The organism is Alloyangia pacifica (assembly GCF_003111685.1).
Classification (GTDB): Bacteria; Pseudomonadota; Alphaproteobacteria; order Rhodobacterales; family Rhodobacteraceae; genus Salipiger; species Salipiger pacificus_A.
In genome coordinates, this window is record NZ_CP022190.1 from 410,427 (window position 1) to 430,019 (window position 19,593).

Here is a 19,593-nt window from a genome sequence, read left to right on the forward strand (position 1 = left end):
TGCCCTTGATGTGGCCTTGAGATGGATTTTGCGATGAAATTTGTTTTTGGAATAAATGAATTCAGGACGCCCCAGCGGATGAACGACGAGGCGGAAATCATCGGCTGCGGCCCCTTCCTGCAGTCGCCGGACTCGGCGCTGCGCCCGCTGCGCCAGCAGGTTTTCGAGCACGTCCGCGCGCTTGGCCGGGTGCCGCGGGTGCAAGTGGCCAAGGACTTGCGGGTCAGCCCTGCCTCGGTCACCACAATCACGTCCGAGTTGATCGAGACCGGCTTTCTCGAGGAGGTCCAGGCGCCGCGCGTCGGAGACAGCGGGCGTGGACGGCCGGCGGTGGCGCTGCAGGTCCGCCCCGGGGTGCATCACGTCATGGGGATGAAGCTCTCGGACATCCATCACACCGCGGTATTGGCCGATCTTTCGGGGCGGGTGATCGCCACCGCCTCCAAGCCGCGCGAGCCCGGGCAGCTGTCGGTGGAGGCGGTCGGCGACGTGACCGAGGCGCTGATGCGCGAGGTCTGCGGCGCAGCCGGTGTCGACGCGGCCTCGCTGCGTGGGCTCGGCCTCGGGGTGCCGGGGTTCGTCGATTCCGACACCGGACTGGTGTGCTGGTCGCCGATCCTCGATCTGCGCGACACCGACCTCAGCCCGGCGCTCTCGCAGCGGCTCGGCCTGCCGGTGCATATCGACAATGACGCCAACCTCGTGACGCTCGCCGAGCTCTGGTTCGGCGCCGGGCGCACGATGTCGAATTTCGCCGTGGTCACCATCGAGCACGGCGTGGGCATGGGGTTTGTCATGAACCACCGGCTTTATCGCGGCGCGCATGGCATGGGGATGGAGCTGGGGCACATGAAGGTGCACCTCGACGGGGCGCTCTGCCGCTGCGGCCAGCGTGGCTGTCTCGAGGCCTATGTCGCCGACTACGCGCTGGTGCGCGAGGCGCGCACGGCGCTGAACCTGCCCGACCTTGAAACCCGGTCGGTGCGGGCGCTGCTGGAGAGCCTGTTCAGCCAGGCCAAGGAAGGGAACCCCGCGGCGCATTCGATTTTCCGCCGCGCCGGGCGTTACCTGTCGCTGGCGCTGGCCAATGTGACCAACCTCTTCGATCCGCAGTTGATCATCCTTTCAGGGGAACGGATGCGCTACGACTATCTCTATGCCGAGGGCACGCTGACCGAGATGAAGACGATGATGATCGAAACCGGCCGCGCTGCGCCCAAGGTCGAGATCCACGCCTGGGGCGACATGGTCTGGGCGCGCGGCGCCGCGGCGCTGGCGCTGGAGACCTTGACCGAGCAGATGCTCGGAGCGGGCCGCGAGATGGCCGCGCAATGATCCGGGCGGCGGTGCTCTTGGCGCTGGTTCCCTCGCTCGGCGCGGCGGGGCCCGTCTTTGTCGACGAGAGCGCGGGCCTGCCGGCAGAGCACGTCTATTCCGGCGGATGGGAGCATTTCGTCGGCGGCGGGCTCGCCGCCTTTGACTGCAATGGCGACGACCTGCCCGAGCTCTTTGCCGCCGGCGGCACCGCGCCCGCGGCGCTTTTCGTCAACCGCTCCGAGACGGGCGGGCCGCTGCGCTTCGAGGCTGGCGCGCTGCCCGAGCTGACCGGCGTCACCGGCGCCTATCCGCTGGACGCGGACAGCGACGGACTGCTCGATCTTTTCGTGCTGCGGGTCGGGCCGAATGTCGTGCTGCGCGGGCTCGGCGAGTGCCGGTTCGAGGAGGCGAGCGCGGCGTGGAAGCTGCCGCAGCGGGACGCCTGGTCCACCGCCTTTGCCGCCACCTGGGAGGCCGGGCAGGGCTGGCCCACGGTCTTTGTCGGCAATTACGTCGACCGTTTCGACCCCGACGGTCCCTTCGAGGCCTGCGACAGCAGCGCGCTGATCCGCCCCGGCCAGGCCGGCTTCGGCGCGGTAGAGACCATCGAGCCCGGCTGGTGCACCCTCTCGGCGCTGATCTCGGACTGGCAGCGCAGCGGCACGCCCGAGCTGCGCCTGTCGAACGACCGCCATTACTACGTGAAGGGCGGCTACGAGCAGATGTTCCGCCTCACGCCGCTGGAAGAGCGAACCGATTGGGCCAAGGTCTCGCTCTGGGGCATGGGCATCGCCTCGCGCGATCTCACCGGCGACGGGCTGCCCGAGGTGATGATGACCTCGATGGGCGACCAGCTCTTGCAGTTCAATCGCGGGGAGCGGTTCGAGGATGCGCCCTATGCGCAGGGGGCGACCGCGCATCGGCCCTACACGGGCAGCGACGGGCGGCCCTCGACCGGCTGGCATGCCGAGTTCGGCGACGTCGACAACGACGGGCGGGCGGATCTCTTCATTTCCAAGGGCAACGTCGACCAGATGCCCGGCATGGCGATGGACGATCCCAATTCGCTGCTCATGCAGGGGGCGGACGGGCATTTCACCGAAGCGGGCGAGACGGCAGGGATCGCCACCATGCACCGCGCGCGCGGGGCGGCGCTGGCCGATCTGAACGGCGACGGGCTGCTTGATCTGGCGGTGGTCAACCGCCGTGCCCCGATGGAGCTCTGGCGCAACGTGACCGAGGGGGCAGGGGGCTGGGTCGGGGTTGCACCCACGCAGTCGGGCGTGAACCGTCAGGCGGTGGGCGCCTGGGTCGAGCTGCGCAGCCTGTCCGGTGTGCAGGCGCAGGAGGTGACCATCGGCGGCGGCCACGCGGGGGGCAGCGCGCTGCCGCTGCACTTCGGCATGGGCTCGGAGACGGAGGCCGAGCTGCGGGTGATCTGGCCGGACGGCGTGGCGGGCGACTGGCAGCCCGCGCGCGCCGGCGAAGTGATGCGGGTCGAGCGGCCCTGAGGCTTGCTTTGTCAGCGGTCCACCGGCAGCCCCGAGGGCACGGTCTGCGGAACGCCAAGGCGCCCCGACAGCGCCACGGGATCGGACAGCGTTTCAAAAAAGGCCATGAGCGCCTCGATTTCTCCGCCGGTCAGCGACCTGCCCGGTCCGGCGGCGGCCACCAGCGCCTGAACCTCCTGCGGGTCGTCCATCACCGTCCAGTCCGGCTTGGTCTCCGGCAGCGCGGGCAGGACGACATGGCGGGCATATCCGCCCAGCCCCTCGGCCCGCGCCGCGTGGTCGGCGACAAAGGCCGCCAGATCGTCATGCCCGCCCGCGTGGCCCCAGGGCCCGGTCTGCAGGACATTGCGCAGCGAGGGCGTGCGGAAGGCGAAGCGATCCTCCTCGCGTCCGGTCACCCGCATCCGCCCGTCGTCCCGCGCGTGGTGTTCGAACCGCTCGGCCTTGCCTGGCCCGAGCTGCGGCGCGCCCATGGCGTGGAAGTCGTGGTCGGTGAGGAAGGGGCCGGAGTGGCACTCCGCGCAGCCAGCTTGCCCGTAGAAGAGCGCTGCCCCCTCTGCCGCGGCGCCGGCCAGCGCCGTCTCGCCGCGCAGCGCCGCGTCGAAGGGGCTGTCGTCGGAGCGCCACTCGAAGGCGACAAAGGCGGCGATGGCGTTGGAGATGTCGGTGAAGTGGATTGGCCTGCCCTGCGCCACATGCGGGTAGACCGCCGCGAAGCGCGCGGCATAGTCCGGGATCGCCGCGACCCGCCGCGAGATGATGTTCCAGGCTCCGCCGTCGCCGGTGATCCGCCCCGACCGCACTGCCTTGGAGACGTCGCTCTCGGAGTAATGCCCCGCCATCTCGTCAGGCGAAAGCACCGGGAACATGGTCTGGGCCGAAAGCACGCCCGAGAAACCCTGCTCCATGTCCTCGGCCATAGGTGTCCGAAGGCCACCGGGGCGCGACGGGTCGGCTTCGATCCGTCCATCGTGGAAGAGGGTGGTGAATTCATGCGCTCCGAGGTTGAAAAGCGCCGTTGCGTTGCGCGGGATGCGCTGCTCGGGGGTGTCCTCGGCAGTGACGTGGCGCTCCGGTCCGAGCCCGACACCGCCCTCGCCGATCCCGAGGCTCAATCCGTCCGAGGTGGCAAATCGCGGATGGTGGCAGGTGGCGCAGGCGATGTTGCGGTTGCCCGAAAGCAGCGGGTCGTAGAAGAGCAGCTGCCCAAGCGCGACCTCTTCGGCGCCCGTCTCAACGTAATCCGCATCGTTCACCGCGCGCGGCAGGCGCGTCTCCGCCGCGGCGCCGCCGGCCAGCAGGGTCAGCCCCACCAGCGCCAAGCCCATCCTGCGCATTGTCCTCTCCTCCCCCTCGGTGGGATATTGATGACACGCGGGCGGGGCTTGCGGCAAGCGGTGCGTTTGGAGGCGCTGCCCCGTCCGTTCGCGCGGACACCCCCTTGAGGCTTTGGTGCAGAAGACCCCTCAGCGGAGCGCGAGGCCGCCGGCGTCGAAGGCGTGGATCCGCGCGGGCGCGAAGCCAAGGCCGCAGGGCGCGCCGGGGGTCAGCGCGGTGCTGCCGATGGCCCGCACCGTGAGTTTTCCCGCGGCGCCACAGTCGACGATCACATAGGTGTCGGCGCCAAGGTACTCGAGCACGTCCACCGTGCCGTCGAGCTGGCCCTCGCCGGGGTCGGTTAGTGTGATGTGCTCGGGGCGGATGCCGAGGTGCCGGGCGGCTGGGGGCATGGGCTCGGACAGGCGCAACCCCTCCACATCCGCGGACATCACGTTCATCTTCGGCGAGCCGATAAACTGCGCGACGAAGAGGTTGCCGGGACGTTCGTAGAGCTCGCGCGGGCTGCCAACCTGGCTGATCCTCCCGGCTTCCAGCACCACGATACGGTCGGCAAGGGTCATCGCCTCGACCTGGTCGTGGGTGACGTAGATCATCGTGGCGCCGAGCGCCTGGTGCAGCTTGGCAATCTCGTAACGCATCTCCACCCGCAGCGCCGCGTCGAGGTTCGACAGCGGCTCGTCGAACAGAAAGGCCGTGGGGTCGCGCACGATCGAGCGGCCGATGGCGACGCGCTGGCGCTGCCCGCCCGAAAGGTCCTTGGGGCGCCGCTCGAGCAGCGGCTCGAGCTTCAGCACCCGTGCGGCCTCGTCGACCTTGTCGGTGATCTCCTGCTTCGGCGCGCCCGCCGACTTCAGCGAGAAGCCCATGTTTTCCCGCACTGACATATGCGGGTAGAGCGCGTAGCTCTGGAACACCATCGCAAGGCCGCGTTCGGCGGGGGGCTCGGCGGTAGCGTCGCGGCCGCCGATGACGATCTGCCCGCGCGAGGTCTCCTCGAGCCCGGCGATCATCCGCAGGAGCGTGGACTTGCCGCAGCCGGAGGGGCCGACGAAGATGACGAACTCGCCTTCCTCCACGGCAAGATCCACGCCCTTGATCACCTGCGCGTCGCCGTACCATTTCTCGACGGATTTCAGCTCGATGCCAGCCATGTCAGTCTATCCTCATCAGTCTTGCAGAGGGCGCCTCGGCGCCGCTCATCCTTTCACCGATCCGGCGGTCAGCCCCTTGGTCATGAACCGCTCGAGCCCCAGGAACAGCACCATGATCGGCACCGTGGCGATCACCGAACCGGCCATCAGGTGCTGCCGGGGCACCTCAGAGGAGTTCAGCGAAGCGATGCCGCGGGTCAGGGTGAACTTGCCCGGATCGTCGAGCAGCATGAAGGCCAGCAGGAACTCGTTCCAGGCGATCATGAATACGTAGAGCGAGACCGAGGCCAGTGCCGGCAGCGACAGCGGCAGGGTGATCGTCCAGATCACCTTGAGCCGCGACAGCCCGTCCATCAGCCCGGCCTCCTCGACCTCCGACGGCAGGCCGCGGAAGTAGCCCTGCAGCATGTAGAGCGCGACGGGGATGGTGGTGACCGGGTAGATCAGCACGATGCCGAAGAGGGTGTTGCGCAGCCCGGTCATCGAGAAGGCGATGTAGATCGGCAGCGCCAGCACGATCATCGGCACCATGTAGATCAGCAGGATCGAGCGCGAAAAGACCTTCTGGCCCCGGAAGCGCAACCGCGCCACGGCATAGGCGCCGGGGATGGCGAAGGCGAGGGTGATCAGCACCGTGAGCACCGACACGTAGAAGGACGTCCAGAGATAGCTGCCGAAGTTGTAGTCCCGCATCAGCTCGACGTACGACCGGAAGAGGCCGAGCCCCTGGCTCAGGTCGAGCGAGAAATCCAGCGGGTTCTGCACCAGCGCCGCCTGGTTCTTCAGCGAGGTCATCACCATCACGTAGAAGGGGATGACCACGATGGCGGTGAAGAAGATGTAGCCAAAGCCGGTGAGGAAGCGGATCACCGCCGCCTCGAAGACATGGCGGGTGAGCGCGCCTTCGGGCGTCTTCTCGAGGATCTTCCACATGCCAAGCGCGGTAAAGCCCGTGGCCGCGATCAGCCCGGTCCAGCGCGCCGGACCCGAGGCGTCTGGGGCGATGGCCAGCGGCGCCAGCCCGGACAGCGCCGCGAGGCCGAGCATCGCAAGCGCCAGCGCCGCGGGCAGCAAGGGCCGTCCGTGCCCGCCCCAGCGCAGGCAGGCCAGCCCCATCAGCGCCCCCAGTGGCAGCGCCAGCCAGACCGGGCGAAACCCTGCGCCGGTGGCAAAGCTCATGGCGACGGCCACGGTGGTGGCGATGATCAGGCACCAAAGTGCGCCCAGCAAGAGCGCGGTGACATATCCGATGCGGAAAGGGTTCATGATGTGCCCCTGCTTCGTCTAGAGACAGATGTCCGGGGGGCGGCGCCGGCCTCGGGCCTTGAGAGAGAGCAGACGCGCATCACAACCCCTCCTCCCGGCTCATCACGCGGAAGAAGAACAGCGAGAAGAGGATCAGCATCAGGAAAATCACCACCGCCACCGCCGCGCCCGCGCCGATGTTCGACAGGGCAAACGCCTGCTCGTAGACATTGACCGTCAGAACGCGGGTGCCGGCGTTGCCGCCGGTGAGCAGGAAGATGTCGTCGAACTTGTTGAAGGTCCAGATGAAGCGCAGCAGGAACAGCACCGAGAGGATCCCAAGAAGCTGCGGCAGCGACAGGTAGCGGAATTTCTGGAAGGGCGAAGCGCCGTCCATGTCGGCGGCCTCGTACATGTCGGTGTCGATCGACTGCATGCGCGCGAGGATGAACAGGAACGACAGCGGGAAGTAGCGCCAGACCTCGAAGAGCGTGACCATGATCAGCGCCAGGGGGCGCTCGCCAAAGAAGTTGATCGCCTGCGACGTCACGCCCATCTGCATCAGCAGCGCGTTGGCCGAGCCGGAGTAGGGATCGAACAGCAGGATCCAGGCGAAGGCGACAGCGATCACCGGGGCGACGTAGGGAAAGAGGTAGAGCCCGCGCAGCAGTCCCTGTCCGGTGAAGCTCTTGTCGAGCAGCAAGGCGGCGAACAGTCCGAAGATCAACGCGCCCGCGGTGCCGAAGACGGTATAGAAGAGGGTCACGCCAAGCACCGACCAGAATTCCGAGCCCTGGAAGATGCGGGCGAAATTCTCCAGCGTGAAGCTCGAGAAGGAGGTGAGGACGTTGTTCGCGCTGCCGGTTATCACGGGGGCGCTCGCCTCAACGTCGGGACCCTCGAAATAGGAGGGATCGGCGGTGACGGGAATACGGATCTGATCGCGAAAGCCGCCCTCCCAGTCGCCGAGATCGCAGCTCAGCGAGGCGCCCTCGAGCGTGCAGCGCGGGTCCATCTCGGTGGCGCTCAGCCCCTCGGGCCAGCTGTCGGTGAGGGTGACGCCGGTGATCCTCTGGTCCTGCGAGGAATTCCGCAGCCGGTAGCGCAGGTAGGCGTCCGGGTCGCCCTCCTCGAGGTCGCCGCGGATGTCCTCGCGCACCACCGGCGCGGGCGGGCGCAGCTCGGCGAGGCCGATGGGCTTGAAGGCAATCCAGAAGACCGCGAGGAGCGGCAGGATCACCACCAGCGCCACGGCGATCAGCGTCGGCATCAGCAGGCCCCAGGCAAGCCGCGCCTCGCGGCGGGCGAGCGGGCCCATACCCCTGGGCGGGCGGGCCGTGTTGGGTGGAACGGGTTCCGTCATGGACACCCTCCGGTCTTGCACGTCGGAAAGAGAAGCGGGGCGCCTCGGCGGCGCCCCGAAATGGCCCTTGGCTACTGGATCGCGCCGAGTTCCTCGTTGAGCTGGCTGACGGCCGCGGCGGCATCGATCTCGTCATCGATGTAGGCGCGGACCACGCGGTTCACGACCTGGCTGTTGACCATCTTCGAGGCCAGCGCCATCTGGCCCACGTCGGCGCCCCAGCGCTGCGCCACGTCGAGACCGGCGACCAGTTCGTCCACGGTCTCTTCGCCGTAGAGGTCGGTGAGCGAGGCCTGGCGGTCGACGCCGACCGGCAGCTTGCCCCATTCCTTGACGAAGAGCTCGGGGTCGTCGTCGGTGCCCCGGCGGACCGGGAACTTGCCCTCGGGGGCGATGGCCAGCGTGTCGAGATAGCCCTCGTCCATCGAGAACTTGACGAACTCCTCGGCGACGCCCGTGTTGGCATCGCCGGTGATGCCGAGGAAGTTCAGCTCGGCAAAGGCGGCGCCGTCGGGATTGGAGGGGCCGGAGAAATTGGTGACGATGCCGGTCTTGCCGGCCAGCTCGGCCGAGGTCGGGTCATCATTGATGGTGGGCGGCGCGCTGTCGCGCAGGCCGGCCAGTTCGTCGAGGATGAAGGGCGACCAGATGGTCATCGCCGTGTTGCCGGAGAAGTAGATCGTGCGGGCCTGCTCCCAGAACAGATCTCCCGGCGGCGAAGCCTTGGCGATGGCCTTGTAGAAGTCCAGGACCTCGGTGGTCGCGGCCTCGTCGAGCTCCGCAAGCCCGTCCGGCCCGACCGGCGAGACGCCGTTGGCGAGGAAGACATGTTCGAGCACCTGGCTCATGAAAGCCTCGTCGACCTTTGTGGCAGCGACGAAGCCATACATCTCGGGCGGGTTGTGCAGCTTCTCGAGTGCGGCTTCGACGTTGGCATAGCTGGTCGGCGGCTCGAGCCCTGCCTCTTCGAAGAGATCCTTTCGGTAGATGATCATCTGCGTCCAGCCGTCGGCAGGCACCGAGGCGAAACCGTCGTCGAACTCCGCCATGTTCAGCGCGCCGGGCGCGAATGTGGCGCCGCCAAGCTCTTCGATCACGTCGGTGGCGGCATCGGGGTCGAGGATCCCGGCCTCGGCCCAGGGCAGGGCGTAGGACAGCGGGTGGTAGATGACATCGGGCATGTCGCCCGCGGCGAAGGCGGCGGTGGCACGCGTGCCCATCTCGCTTTCGGTGACAGGGATCACCTCGACCTCATGGCCGGTCGCTTCGGTGAAGGCCTTGGCCATCGCCTCCTGTTTGGCCAGCCGCTCGGGCTGCTCCTCGATGGTCCAGAACCGGATGGTGTCGGCCTGGGCCATCCCGGCGGTCAGCGCCAACGCCATGGCGGTGCCGCCGAGAACTCGGCGTTTGATGGGTGTCATCGTCTTCCTCCTCTTGTTGGTCGTCAAACCAGCGGGCGGAAGGGGATGGGCGCAAGATGCGCAAAGCATGGAGAAGGGCGGGCGCGCTTTCGCGCGCAGTTGCCGCAATGCAGCAAGACCTCCTCCCTGGAAAACCCCTTCACAACCATAAACAGTTGAACAATCTCTTAGGCGAGACTTGGGACTCAAACCGCTTTAGGCAAGGAAAAAAGACGCCGCAACGCAGCAACTTACCGGGTTTCCGGGTCAGATTGAGACTTTTTCGAGCAGTGCCTCGCGATCGATCTCCCCGGCCTGTCCGGAAAGCGACACAGCGCCCCGGGTGACGGCGTAGAAGCTGTCGGCGAGCCCCCAGGTGAAATCGAAGTATTGCTCGACCAGCACGACCGCCATGTCGCCCTGGTCGCGCAGCTGCGCGATGACCCGACCGATCTGCTGGATGATGTTGGGCTGGATGCCCTCGGTCGGCTCGTCGAGGAGCAGCACCCTCGGGCGGGTGATCAGCGCGCGGGCAATGGCGAGCTGCTGCTGCTGGCCGCCCGACAGATCACCGCCGCGGCGCTGCAGGAAGTCCTTGAGGATCGGGAAAAGCTCGAAGATATGCGCCGGCACGCCCCGCTCGGAGCGCTCGAGGCAGGCAAAGCCGGACTCGAGGTTTTCCTGCACGGTCATCAGCGGGAAGATCTCGCGTCCCTGCGGCACATAGGCGATGCCGGCGCGGGCCGCCTGATAGGCGTTGAGGTGCTCCAGCGACGTGCCGTCGAGGCTGATCGTCCCGCTGGAATAGGGGTGGCGCCCGGCGATCGCCTTGAGCAGCGAGGTCTTGCCCACGCCGTTGGTGCCCATCACCGCGGTGACTTTGCCGGGCTCCGCCCCGAGGCTGATCCCGTGCAGGATCTGGCTCTGCCCGTAGTGCAGGGTGAGGTTTTCGACCTTCAGCATGGCGTCTCGCTCCGTCCGCAAAACTCTTCGACGAGATCTGCAACGTCCTTCGAGGGACGTTGCGGTTTCGCGCGTGTCTTCATCGTCCGAGGTAGACGTCGATGACGTCCTGGTTGGTGGTGACGTGATCGAGCGAGCCCTCGGCCAGCACCGAGCCCTCGCAGAGCACCGTGACCTTGCAATCGAGGCGACGCACGAATTCCATGTCGTGTTCGACCACCACCACCGCGTGTTTCTGCGCCGCGCGGCGCAAAAGGTCGGTGGTGTGTTCCCGCTCTGCCGGGGTCATCCCGGCGGCGGGCTCGTCGACCAGCAGCAGCCGCGGGTCCTGCGCCAGCAGCATGCCGATCTCGAGCCATTGCTTCTGGCCGTGGCTGAGCTCGCCAGAGACACGGCCGAGCTGGTCGGACAGGCCAATCTCGGCGGCAATCGCCTCGATCCGTTCGGCCCCGGGTTTCGTCTTGCTGTGGAACAGCACGTCAAAGGGTCCGCGCTTGTTCTTCAGCGCCATGGCGAGGTTCTCGCGCACGGTCTGCGCCTCGAAGACGGTGGGCTTCTGGAACTTGCGCCCGACGCCGGCGCGGGCGATCTGGCTTTCGCTCATCTTCAGCAAGGAGACGGATTTCTCGCCCCACAGAACGCGGCCCTCGTCGGGGCGTGTCTTGCCGGTGATGATGTCCATGAAGGTGGTCTTGCCCGCGCCGTTCGGACCGATGATGGCGCGCAACTCGGGCTCGCCGATGCGGAAACTGAGGTTGTTGATCGCCTTGAATCCGTCGAAGCTGACGGAGACGCCGGACATCTCGAGCAGGGTCTTCATTTCTCCTCCTCCCCTTCGACCGTGCGGCGCGCGCCCTTGTCGGGGCCGAAATCGCCCACCCGCTCGGGTACCGCGTGGCGGCGGGTGAAAAGATCGAAGATCCCGCCGATCCCCTTGGGGGCCAGCAACGTCACCGCCACGAAGCTGAGACCAAGCAGCACCAGCCACCAGTCGGTCCAGTTGATGGTGTAGAAACCAAGGTTGATGTTGGGCGCGCCGCCGCCGGTGAACCAGCTCGACAGAAGCGAGACCACGGCGGCGCCGAGCGCCGCGCCGTAGAGCCGCCCGCGGCCGCCGATGGCGACCCAGACCGCGAGGTAGATCGAGGCGATGGGGGCGATCTCGGCCGGGTTGATGATCCCCGCCTGCGGGTAGTAGAGCGCCCCGGCCAGCCCCGAGACGATGCCGGTCAGCGTGAAGATGAAGAGCTTGTAGCTTTCCACATGGTAGCCGAGGAAGCGCACCCGGTTTTCATTGTCGCGAATGCCGCGGATCACCGAGCCCATCTTGCCCGAGACCACCCAGGCGAAGAGCAGATAGCCAAGGCCGAGCGCCAGCGCAGATCCCCAGAAGAACCAGATCGAGATCGTCGCCTGCGGCACTGCGTCGAGCCCCGGCAGGTTCTGCAGGCCGGAAAGCCCGTTGTTGCCGCGCAAGCCCGCTTCGTTCTGGAAAAGGTAGAGCGAGAGCGCCAGGGTCATGGCCTGGGTCAGGATCGAGAGATAGACGCCGGTGACCCGGCTGCGGAAGGCCAGCCAGCCGAACACCAGCGCGAGGACACCCGGCACAAGCACCACCATCGCAAGCTGCAGCGGGAAGCTGTGCGCAAATCCCCAGAGCCAGGGGAAGTCGGCGCTGCCGACCACGCCGAAGATTTGCTGACCGATGGCGTCGTGGATTTCCTCGGGGGTGGGAGGGATCGGCGCGGCGCGCAAGCTCTCGGCGATGATCAGCTCGGTGCGGGCGTACATCAGCCACATGCCGATCATGTAGCCGCCGAGGCCGAAGAAGGCCATGTGCCCAAGGCTGAGGATGCCGGTGTAGCCCCAGACCACGTCCATCGCCACCGCGACCAGCATCAGGCAGAGCGTCTTGCCCAGCGTTTTGACGAAGGAGGTCGACAGGAACCCCGTACCGGTCGCGGGTGCCAGGACCGTGACCAGCAGCACGAAGAGCGCGAGGGCCAGCAGGAACCAGGCGGCGGATTTGTTGCGGGCGAAGAAGCTGGTCATGCGCTGGCTCCCTGGGGCCGGGGATCGTCGGGGCTCTGCCCCCGCGCCGCTGCGCGGCTCTCCCCCGGGATATTTCGGCCTAGAAGAACGGGCGGGTGTTGGCTGCGCGGCATGGTCAGTCTCCCGCCGCGCGGCCCTTGAGGGCGACGATGCCCTTGGGTCGGACCTGGATGAAGAGAATGATGAAGAGGATCATGTAGGTCTGCGCCGCCAGCGTGTTGCTAGGATTCATCCACTCGATGCCCTTCTGCAGGATGCCGATCAGCGCCGCGCCCGCGAGAGTTCCCCAGACGTTGCCGACGCCGCCGACGACCACGGTCATGAAGCTCTGCACGATGTAGTTGCCGCCCATCTCGGAGGTGACCTGCGCGTAGAGCCCGATCGCGATGCCGGCGATTCCGGCGATGCCCGAGCCGAGGCCGAAGGTCAGCATGTTGATCTTGTCGGGGTTGATGCCCATCGAGGCAGCCATGCCGGGGTTCTGGGTGACCGCGCGGACCTCGAGGCCGATGCGGGTGCGGTTGAGGATGAAGAGGATCAGGCAGAGGAAGACCAACGCCAGCACGAAGATCGCGATGCGGATATTGGCGATGCCTGCGACGTCGTTGATGATCCACGCTCCGTCGAGCCAATGCGGCGAGGTCAGCGGGCGGGCCTGGGTGCCGAAGATGTTCTTCGCCAGCTGCTGTAGCGCGATCGAGATGCCGAAGGTGGCCAGCAACGTTTCCAGCGGGCGGTGGTAGAGCCAGCGGATCACCAGCCGCTCCATCGCCACGCCGGCGGCGAAGGTGATGACAAAGGCCAGCGGCAGGGCGACGATCAGCGACAGCGTGTAGTCGGGGATGATCTGCTGCACCACGTAGCCGGTATAGGCGCCCATCATGATGAACTCGCCATGCGCCATGTTGATGACGCCCATGACGCCGAAGGTGATGGCGAGGCCGATGGCGGCGAGGAAGTAGATCGAGGCCAGCGAGAGGGAGTCGAGCCCGAAATCCAGCGCTTGCCAGAGGCTGACGCGCGTGCGCACCGAGCCGAGCGCCGCCTCGGCCGCCTCGGTGATGGCGGCGTCGGGCTCGAGGTATTCCTCGTAGAAAACATGGTCCGAGAGAGCGGCCCTGCGGTCCTCTTCGGTCACGCGTGCGGGCACGACACCCTGCTCGGCGAGCGCCGCATAGGCGCGGGCGCGAGCGCCCTCTGAGACGAGCTGGCCAAGCGGCACGCCGCCGACGGCGCCATCGCTGAGATTGGCGGTCAGCGCGGCCTTGATCTGGTCGCGGCTCTGCACCGGCCGCGCAAGCTCGGCGCTGACCAGCCGGGCGTAGGCGTCGGCTTCGGTGAGCTCCTTGCCGGGTGTGAGGACGCGCGCGATGTTGGCGCCCTCGGGCAGGGTCTCGGCCACGCCTGCACGGGTGGTGAGGATCTGGTTGAGCACGGCGCGGACGTCGACGCTGAGCTCGGAGGCCAGCGCCTCGATGGCGGCGATGCGGGCCTCGGGCGTGGCGCCGAAGCTGGCGGTGAGCATGCCGTCGAGGCGTTTCTTGCGCGCCAGAATGCCGGGGTCCTCTTCGGTCTCGATAGAGGCGCGCAGCGGGTCGATCTGCTCTGCCGAGGGGCTGCGGGCAATGGCGTCGAGCGCGGCGATGCGGTTCGCGACATTCGGATCCGACAGCTGGAATTGCACCAGCGCGGTGCTGATCACCCGGCGCACGCCGCCGTTGGGGCGGATCTGGTCGATCTCGGCGCTGGGGGCGGTGCCGGCGGGCTGTCCGGTGACGATATCGCTCAGTGCGTAGTCGCTGCCACTCTTGTCGGCGTAGAAGAACTGCCCGTCGGTCTTGCGTTGGTAGACCTCGCGGTCGCCCCAGTTCTGCAGGAAGGCGGGCACGGCAGGATCGCCGGAGGACACCAGCGCCTCGATCAGCGTGTCCACGGTCTGGCGGCCGGGCTTGGCGACCTCATCCGCGTATTGCTGCACAATGGCCTTGAGGCCGGTCTCCTGCGCGGCGGCCATCGGCAGCGCCAGCGTCAAACAGAGCAGGAGCGCAAGAGCGGAGAGAAGCGCGCGCGGCATGGACGGCCCCCGGGAACAGAGTGCGGAATTCGGTAACGTGGTGCGGCGGGCGCGCAGGGTGTGGGCGCGCCCGCCGCCGGTCAGCTTAGATCAGTAGTTCGACTGAAGCTGCACGCAGGACTTGGTCTCGGTGTTGTACATGCCGCACTCGAGGTCTTTCCAATCGGATTCCAGCACCGCGGAATCCGGCAGGTAGTCGGTCCATGCATCGCCCGGGACCGGATCGGTCGAGGAAATGATGTCGAACTGCCCGTCCGCGCGGATCTCACCGATCAGAACCGGCTTCGACAGGTGGTGGTTCACGCCCATCTCCGCGGTGCCGCCGGTCAGGTTCGGGAACTCTTGGCCCCACATGTGCTCGCGCACGGCGTCGACATCGGTGGTCTCGGCGGCGGTGACCGCGTTCACCCACATGTTGAAGCCGATGTAATGGGCTTCCATCGGGTCATTGGTCACGCGCTTCTCGTCGCCGATGAAGTCATGCCATTGCTTGATGAACTCGGCGTTGGCCTCGCCCTCGGCGGACATGAAGTAGTTCCAGGCGGCGAGGTGGCCGACGAGGTTCGAGGTGTCGAGGCCAGAGAGTTCCTCTTCGCCCACCGAGAAGGCGACGACCGGGATATCGTCGGCCGAGACGCCCTGCGCCGCTAGTTCCTTGTAGAAACCGATGTTGGCATCCCCGTTGATCGTCGAGATCACGCCGACCTGCTTGCCGTCGGCGCCAAGCGCCTTGACGTCGGACACGATGGTCGACCAGTCGGAGTGGCCGAAGGGCGTGTAGTTGACGAAGATGTCCTCCTCGGCGATGCCCTTCGACTTCAGGTAGGCCTCGAGGATGCGGTTCGTGGTGCGCGGGTAGACGTAGTCGGTTCCGAGCAGGGCGAACTTCTCGACGCCAAGCTCGTCGAGGAAATAGTCGGTGGCCGGGATCGCCTGCTGGTTCGGGGCGGCGCCGGTGTAGAAGACGTTCTTCGAGCTTTCCTCGCCCTCATACTGGACGGGGTAGAAATAGAGCGCGTTCAGCTCTTCGATCACTGGCAGCACCGCCTTGCGCGAGGCGGAGGTCCAGGAGCCGAAGATCACGTCGACCTCGTCGTTGGAGATCAGCTCGCGGGCCTTTTCGGCGAAGAGCGGCCAGTCGGAGGCGGGATCCTTCACCACCGCTTCGAGCTGGCAGCCCAGCAGGCCGCCGGCCTTGTTCTGCTTGTCGATCAGCATCAGCATGGTGTCTTTCAGGGTGGTTTCCGAAATCGCCATGGTGCCGGAAAGCGAGTGCAGCACGCCGACCTTGATCGGGCAGTCTGCCGATTGTGCCGAAACCGCACCCGCAGAGATCATGGCGAGCGCGGCCACGGTCGAAAGTTTCATCGATTTCATCATGTTCAACATCCCTATAGAGCGGGGTCCCGGCTCCTCGCGCATCGGCTCTTCCGGCCTTGGATGTGCGCGGGTCCTCCTCCGCTTCGATTATCGTTGTGCCATTGGCGGATGCCCTCTTGAGCTTGCTCCGCCGCGGCTCCCCGTTGGCGCGCCGGTGTTTGGCGCTACATTCGGATAACGGAAGCGTGACGCCCCGCCACGCGCTTTCCATGGTGCGGGAGGCGGCTCGGAAGGCGTGATTAATTCCTGTGCATAGGTGGAGGATTTTGCGAATAAATTAATCGGAAAGTATGAGGAATAGGGGCCTTACCAGGCTAAACCAAGGCGAATGCCTAGCAGATCAGATTCGTGACGGCTGATTTGCCGGTTTTTTGGGCAGACGAAATGGGGTGGAGATCGTTTTTCTACGCGGGGGGCTTTTCCTCTGCCTGCGAAACGGGGAACGTGAGCCTCAGAGCAAAGGGATTGTCATGAGCGCCACGAAGCCAGCGATTTTCAATGAGATGTTGAACGACGAGCAGGTTCGCTCGGCCTATCAGAACCTGGAGAAATGGTATCGGTCGATGCCGGCCGAGTTGCGAAGCCTGAAACAGTCCGAGGCCGAGGCGCTGTTCCGGCGCGTGGGCATCACCTTCGCGGTCTACGGGGAGGGCGGTGACCCGGAACGGCTCATTCCTTTCGACATGTTCCCCCGGGTGATGACCGCCGAGGAGTGGCGCAAGCTCGACCGCGGGGTGCGCCAGAGGGCGGCGGCGCTGAACGCCTTCCTCGCCGATGTCTACGACCGCCGCGAGATCATCCGGGCGGGCAAGATCCCCGAGCACCTGGTGACCAACAACGCGGCCTTCGAGAAGGCCGCAATCGGCTTTCGCCCGCCGCGCGGCGTGTTCAGCCACATCGTCGGCGTCGATCTGGTGCGCACCGGGCCCGATCAGTTCTACGTGCTCGAGGACAATTGCCGCACGCCGTCGGGCGTCAGCTACATGCTGCAGAACCGTGAGATCATGATGCGCATGTTCCCGCAGCTCTTCATGGAGAACCGCATCCGCCCGGTCGACGGTTACGCCGGCCTGCTTAAGAAGACCCTCGCCTCGGTGGCGCCGCAGAAATGCCAGGGCGAGCCGAACATCGTCATCCTCACTCCGGGCCATTTCAACTCGGCCTATTACGAGCACAGCTTCCTGGCCGACCTGATGGGCGTCGAACTGGTCGAGGGGCAGGATCTTTTCGTCGAGGGCGACTTCGTCTGGATGAAGACCACCGAGGGCCCCAGGAAGGTCGACGTGATCTATCGCCGGATCGACGATGCCTTCATCGACCCGCTGTGCTTCCGGCCCGACTCCATGCTCGGCGTGCCCGGCCTGATGAACGTCTATCGCTCGGGCGGGGTTACCATCTGCTCGGCTCCCGGGGCGGGCGTCGCCGACGACAAGGCAATCTACACCTTCGTCCCCGAAATGATCCGCTTCTACCTCGGCGAGGAACCGATCCTCGAGAACGTGCCGACCTGGCAATGCGCCAAGCCCGACGACTGCAAATACGTGCTCGAGAACCTCTCGGAGCTGGTGGTCAAGGAGGTGCATGGCTCGGGCGGCTACGGGATGCTGGTGGGGCCGAAGTCCGACACGTCGACCATTGAGTCCTTTGCTGCGAAAATCCGCAAGAACCCCGACAACTACATTGCCCAGCCGACGCTGGCGCTTTCGGCCTGTCCCACCTTTGTCGAGGAGGGGATCGCGCCGCGCCACGTCGATCTGCGCCCCTATTGCCTCGTTGGCGAGACCATCGAACTGGTGCCGGGCGGGCTAACCCGCGTGGCGCTAACAGAAGGTTCGCTCGTGGTGAACTCGTCGCAGGGCGGCGGGGTCAAGGACACCTGGGTATTGGCGGAGTGATCACATGCTGAGCCGGACTGCAGAACATCTCTACTGGATGGCGCGCTACATCGAACGCGCCGAAACCACCGCCCGCTTGCTTGAGGTTGGCGCGCGCAACGCGCTCCTGCCAAACGCCACCGGCGGCTACCGCAACGACTGGGAGGCCGTGCTGCTGGCCAAGGGCACGCTCGAGCCCTTCGTCGAAAAGTACAAGGAACCCAACCAGCGCAATATCGAGACTTGGCTGTTCTTCGATTCCGACAATCCCTCGTCGGTCTATTCTTGCCTGTCCTCGGCGCGCGAGAACGCCCGCGTGGTGCGCACCGCGCTTACCGCGCCGGTCTGGGATGCGATCAATGGCGCCTTTCAGGAACTGCAGCAGCTGCACCGCACCGAGCGCAGCAAGCTGATGGTCACCGACCTTTGCGAATGGACCTTGCGCGCTTGCCAGTTGATCCGAGGCGCCTTCATGTCGACCCAGCTTCGCAATGACGGCTATGATTTCTCGGGCATCGGCACCACCATCGAGCGTGCCGACAACACCGCCCGGCTGATCGACGTCAAATACTACGTGCTGCTGCCCTCGGTGAACTACGTCGGCTCCGGGTTGGACCAAAGCCAATGGGCCTTGCTGTTGCAGTCGATGACCGCGCAGCGCGCCTTCAACTGGAGCTACCAGGGCGAGGTCACCGCCGCCAAGATCGCCCACCTGCTGATCCTCAACCATCGCTTCCCGCGCTCGCTGCGGTCCTGTGTGCAATGGTATTGCGAACATCTCGACAATCTCGCCGAGAGCTACCAGACTGCCACGGCGGCGCAGGAGGTGGCGCATAGGTTGCTCGACGATCTGCGTGCAGCGAGCGTCGACGAGATCTTCGAGGAGGGGCTGCACGAATTCCTCGCGCGCTTCCTGGCGCGCAACGCCGAGGTCGCGACCACGGTGCAAGAGGTCTACCTGAGCGGAATGCCGGCATGAGACTTTCGATCCGTCATATCACCCGCTACCGGTTTGAAGAGCCGGTGCGCGGCATTGTCCAGTCGCAGAAGCTTTGGCCTGCGAGCTGCGACAACCAGCGCATCCTGTCATGGCATGTCACCTCGCACGGCGGCCAGACCGGGGCGGAGTTCGTCGATGGCGCCGGCGACGTGATCCGCCTTGCCACTTGGCGCGGGCCGCTGACCGAGCTGTCCGTCGAGGTGACGGGCGAGGTCGACACGAGCGATCTTTACGGGGTTCTGCGCGGGCACCGCGAGCGGGTGCCGCCCTCGGCCTACCTGCGCGACACCCGGCAGGTCGAAGCGGATGCCGAGCTGAAGACGCTCTCGGCGGTGGCGCTCAAGGGCATGGAGGGCGCCGGCGCGCTCGACCGCGCCCATGCCCTGAGTCGCGCCGTCTCGGGCGCCATCGCCTATAAGCCAGGCGAGACCAAGCCGCATACAACCGCTTCCGAGGCGCTCTCGGGCGGGGTCGGCGTTTGTCAGGACCACGCCCACGCGTTGATTTCCATCGCCCATGTGGCCGACATGCCGGCGCGCTACGTCACCGGCTACCTGCAGGCGAGCGAGGACGGCAGCCCGCATGAGGCCAGCCACGCCTGGGCCGAGATCTGGGTGCCCGAGCTCGGCTGGGTCGGCTTCGACGCTGCGAACGAATGCTGCCCCGACGAGCGCTATGTGCGGCTTGGCTCGGGGTATGACGCGCTCGACGCCGCGCCGATCCGCGGGCTGGTGCAGGGCGCGACACCGGAAGAGCATCTCGAGGTCGAGGTGACGGTCAGCGCGGCGCAGTCAGGTCAGCAGCAGCAGTGATGCGGCGGCGCGCGTCAAGACCGGCGCCCGAAATTTGGGCGGCGGCTCACACGGCCCTAACCCTATTCCTTCGTGCAGGATTGCGGGGGCCAAGGCGCGGCGGTATATCG

The 19,593-nt window shown here is 66.4% G+C and carries 15 protein-coding genes; 5 read left to right on the plus strand and 10 right to left on the minus strand.

The genetic code is table 11. The features are described 5' to 3' along the window. Nucleotides 1–78: 78 nt before the first annotated feature. Entirely contained in the window at nucleotides 79–1,335 is a 1,257-nt protein-coding gene (locus CEW88_RS14905) for an ROK family protein (protein WP_108968443.1), read from the plus strand. After that, nucleotides 1,332–2,828 carry a CRTAC1 family protein gene (locus CEW88_RS14910; protein ID WP_108968445.1) on the plus strand — a complete coding sequence of 499 codons (1,497 nt, stop codon included), beginning with the start codon at nucleotides 1,332–1,334 and terminating at the stop codon, nucleotides 2,826–2,828. Before CEW88_RS14905 ends, CEW88_RS14910 begins: the two co-directional genes overlap by 4 nt. 11 nt (nucleotides 2,829–2,839) lie before the next feature. On the opposite strand, the gene CEW88_RS14915 is transcribed toward CEW88_RS14910, so the two are convergent. The 10 genes from CEW88_RS14915 to urtA all read right to left on the minus strand — a co-directional run bounded on the left by CEW88_RS14915 (nucleotide 2,840) and on the right by urtA (nucleotide 15,797). Beyond that, entirely contained in the window at nucleotides 2,840–4,165 is a 1,326-nt protein-coding gene (locus CEW88_RS14915; RefSeq protein ID WP_108968447.1) for a cytochrome-c peroxidase, read from the minus strand. Nucleotides 4,166–4,294: 129 nt separating this feature from the next. After that, nucleotides 4,295–5,320 carry an ABC transporter ATP-binding protein gene (locus tag CEW88_RS14920; RefSeq protein WP_108968450.1) on the minus strand — a complete coding sequence of 342 codons (1,026 nt, stop codon included), beginning with the start codon at nucleotides 5,318–5,320 and terminating at the stop codon, nucleotides 4,295–4,297. 45 nt (nucleotides 5,321–5,365) lie between these two features. After that, nucleotides 5,366–6,586 (minus strand): carbohydrate ABC transporter permease, encoded by a 1,221-nt coding sequence (locus CEW88_RS14925; protein ID WP_108968452.1) that lies wholly within the window; start codon nucleotides 6,584–6,586, stop codon nucleotides 5,366–5,368. A 79-nt stretch (nucleotides 6,587–6,665) separates the two neighbouring features. Next, nucleotides 6,666–7,928 (minus strand): carbohydrate ABC transporter permease, encoded by a 1,263-nt coding sequence (locus CEW88_RS14930; protein WP_108968454.1) that lies wholly within the window; start codon nucleotides 7,926–7,928, stop codon nucleotides 6,666–6,668. Nucleotides 7,929–7,999: 71 nt separating this feature from the next. After that, complete coding sequence (locus tag CEW88_RS14935) at nucleotides 8,000–9,349, minus strand: ABC transporter substrate-binding protein (RefSeq protein ID WP_108968456.1); 1,350 nt, start codon at nucleotides 9,347–9,349, stop codon at nucleotides 8,000–8,002. 246 nt (nucleotides 9,350–9,595) lie between these two features. Then, on the minus strand, nucleotides 9,596–10,291 hold the full coding sequence (gene urtE / locus CEW88_RS14940; protein WP_108968459.1) for an urea ABC transporter ATP-binding subunit UrtE: 696 nt from the start codon (nucleotides 10,289–10,291) through the stop codon (nucleotides 9,596–9,598). 79 nt (nucleotides 10,292–10,370) lie between these two features. Next, nucleotides 10,371–11,111: an urea ABC transporter ATP-binding protein UrtD gene (gene urtD / locus CEW88_RS14945; protein ID WP_108968461.1), complete on the minus strand. Its 741-nt coding sequence runs from the start codon at nucleotides 11,109–11,111 to the stop codon at nucleotides 10,371–10,373. Then, nucleotides 11,108–12,343 (minus strand): urea ABC transporter permease subunit UrtC, encoded by a 1,236-nt coding sequence (gene urtC, locus CEW88_RS14950; protein ID WP_108968463.1) that lies wholly within the window; start codon nucleotides 12,341–12,343, stop codon nucleotides 11,108–11,110. The genes urtD and urtC overlap by 4 nt, the downstream gene beginning before the upstream one ends. Nucleotides 12,344–12,458: 115 nt before the next feature. Next, on the minus strand, nucleotides 12,459–14,417 hold the full coding sequence (urtB, locus tag CEW88_RS14955) for an urea ABC transporter permease subunit UrtB (protein ID WP_108968465.1): 1,959 nt from the start codon (nucleotides 14,415–14,417) through the stop codon (nucleotides 12,459–12,461). 90 nt (nucleotides 14,418–14,507) lie between these two features. Further along, entirely contained in the window at nucleotides 14,508–15,797 is a 1,290-nt protein-coding gene (gene urtA / locus CEW88_RS14960; protein ID WP_108969849.1) for an urea ABC transporter substrate-binding protein, read from the minus strand. 470 nt (nucleotides 15,798–16,267) lie between these two features. Here urtA and CEW88_RS14965 point away from each other — a divergent pair, with 470 nt between their 5' ends. Genes CEW88_RS14965 through CEW88_RS14975 form a run of 3 tightly spaced genes read left to right on the plus strand, consistent with a single transcriptional unit; the run spans nucleotide 16,268 to nucleotide 19,483 of the window. Further along, nucleotides 16,268–17,692: a circularly permuted type 2 ATP-grasp protein gene (locus CEW88_RS14965; protein ID WP_108968467.1), complete on the plus strand. Its 1,425-nt coding sequence runs from the start codon at nucleotides 16,268–16,270 to the stop codon at nucleotides 17,690–17,692. A 4-nt stretch (nucleotides 17,693–17,696) separates the two neighbouring features. Beyond that, the gene (locus CEW88_RS14970; RefSeq protein ID WP_108968469.1) at nucleotides 17,697–18,650 is read left to right on the plus strand and encodes an alpha-E domain-containing protein; all 954 of its coding nucleotides are present in this window, start codon (nucleotides 17,697–17,699) and stop codon (nucleotides 18,648–18,650) included. After that, nucleotides 18,647–19,483 (plus strand): transglutaminase family protein, encoded by an 837-nt coding sequence (locus CEW88_RS14975; protein ID WP_108968472.1) that lies wholly within the window; start codon nucleotides 18,647–18,649, stop codon nucleotides 19,481–19,483. Before CEW88_RS14970 ends, CEW88_RS14975 begins: the two co-directional genes overlap by 4 nt. Nucleotides 19,484–19,593: the final 110 nt, after the last annotated feature.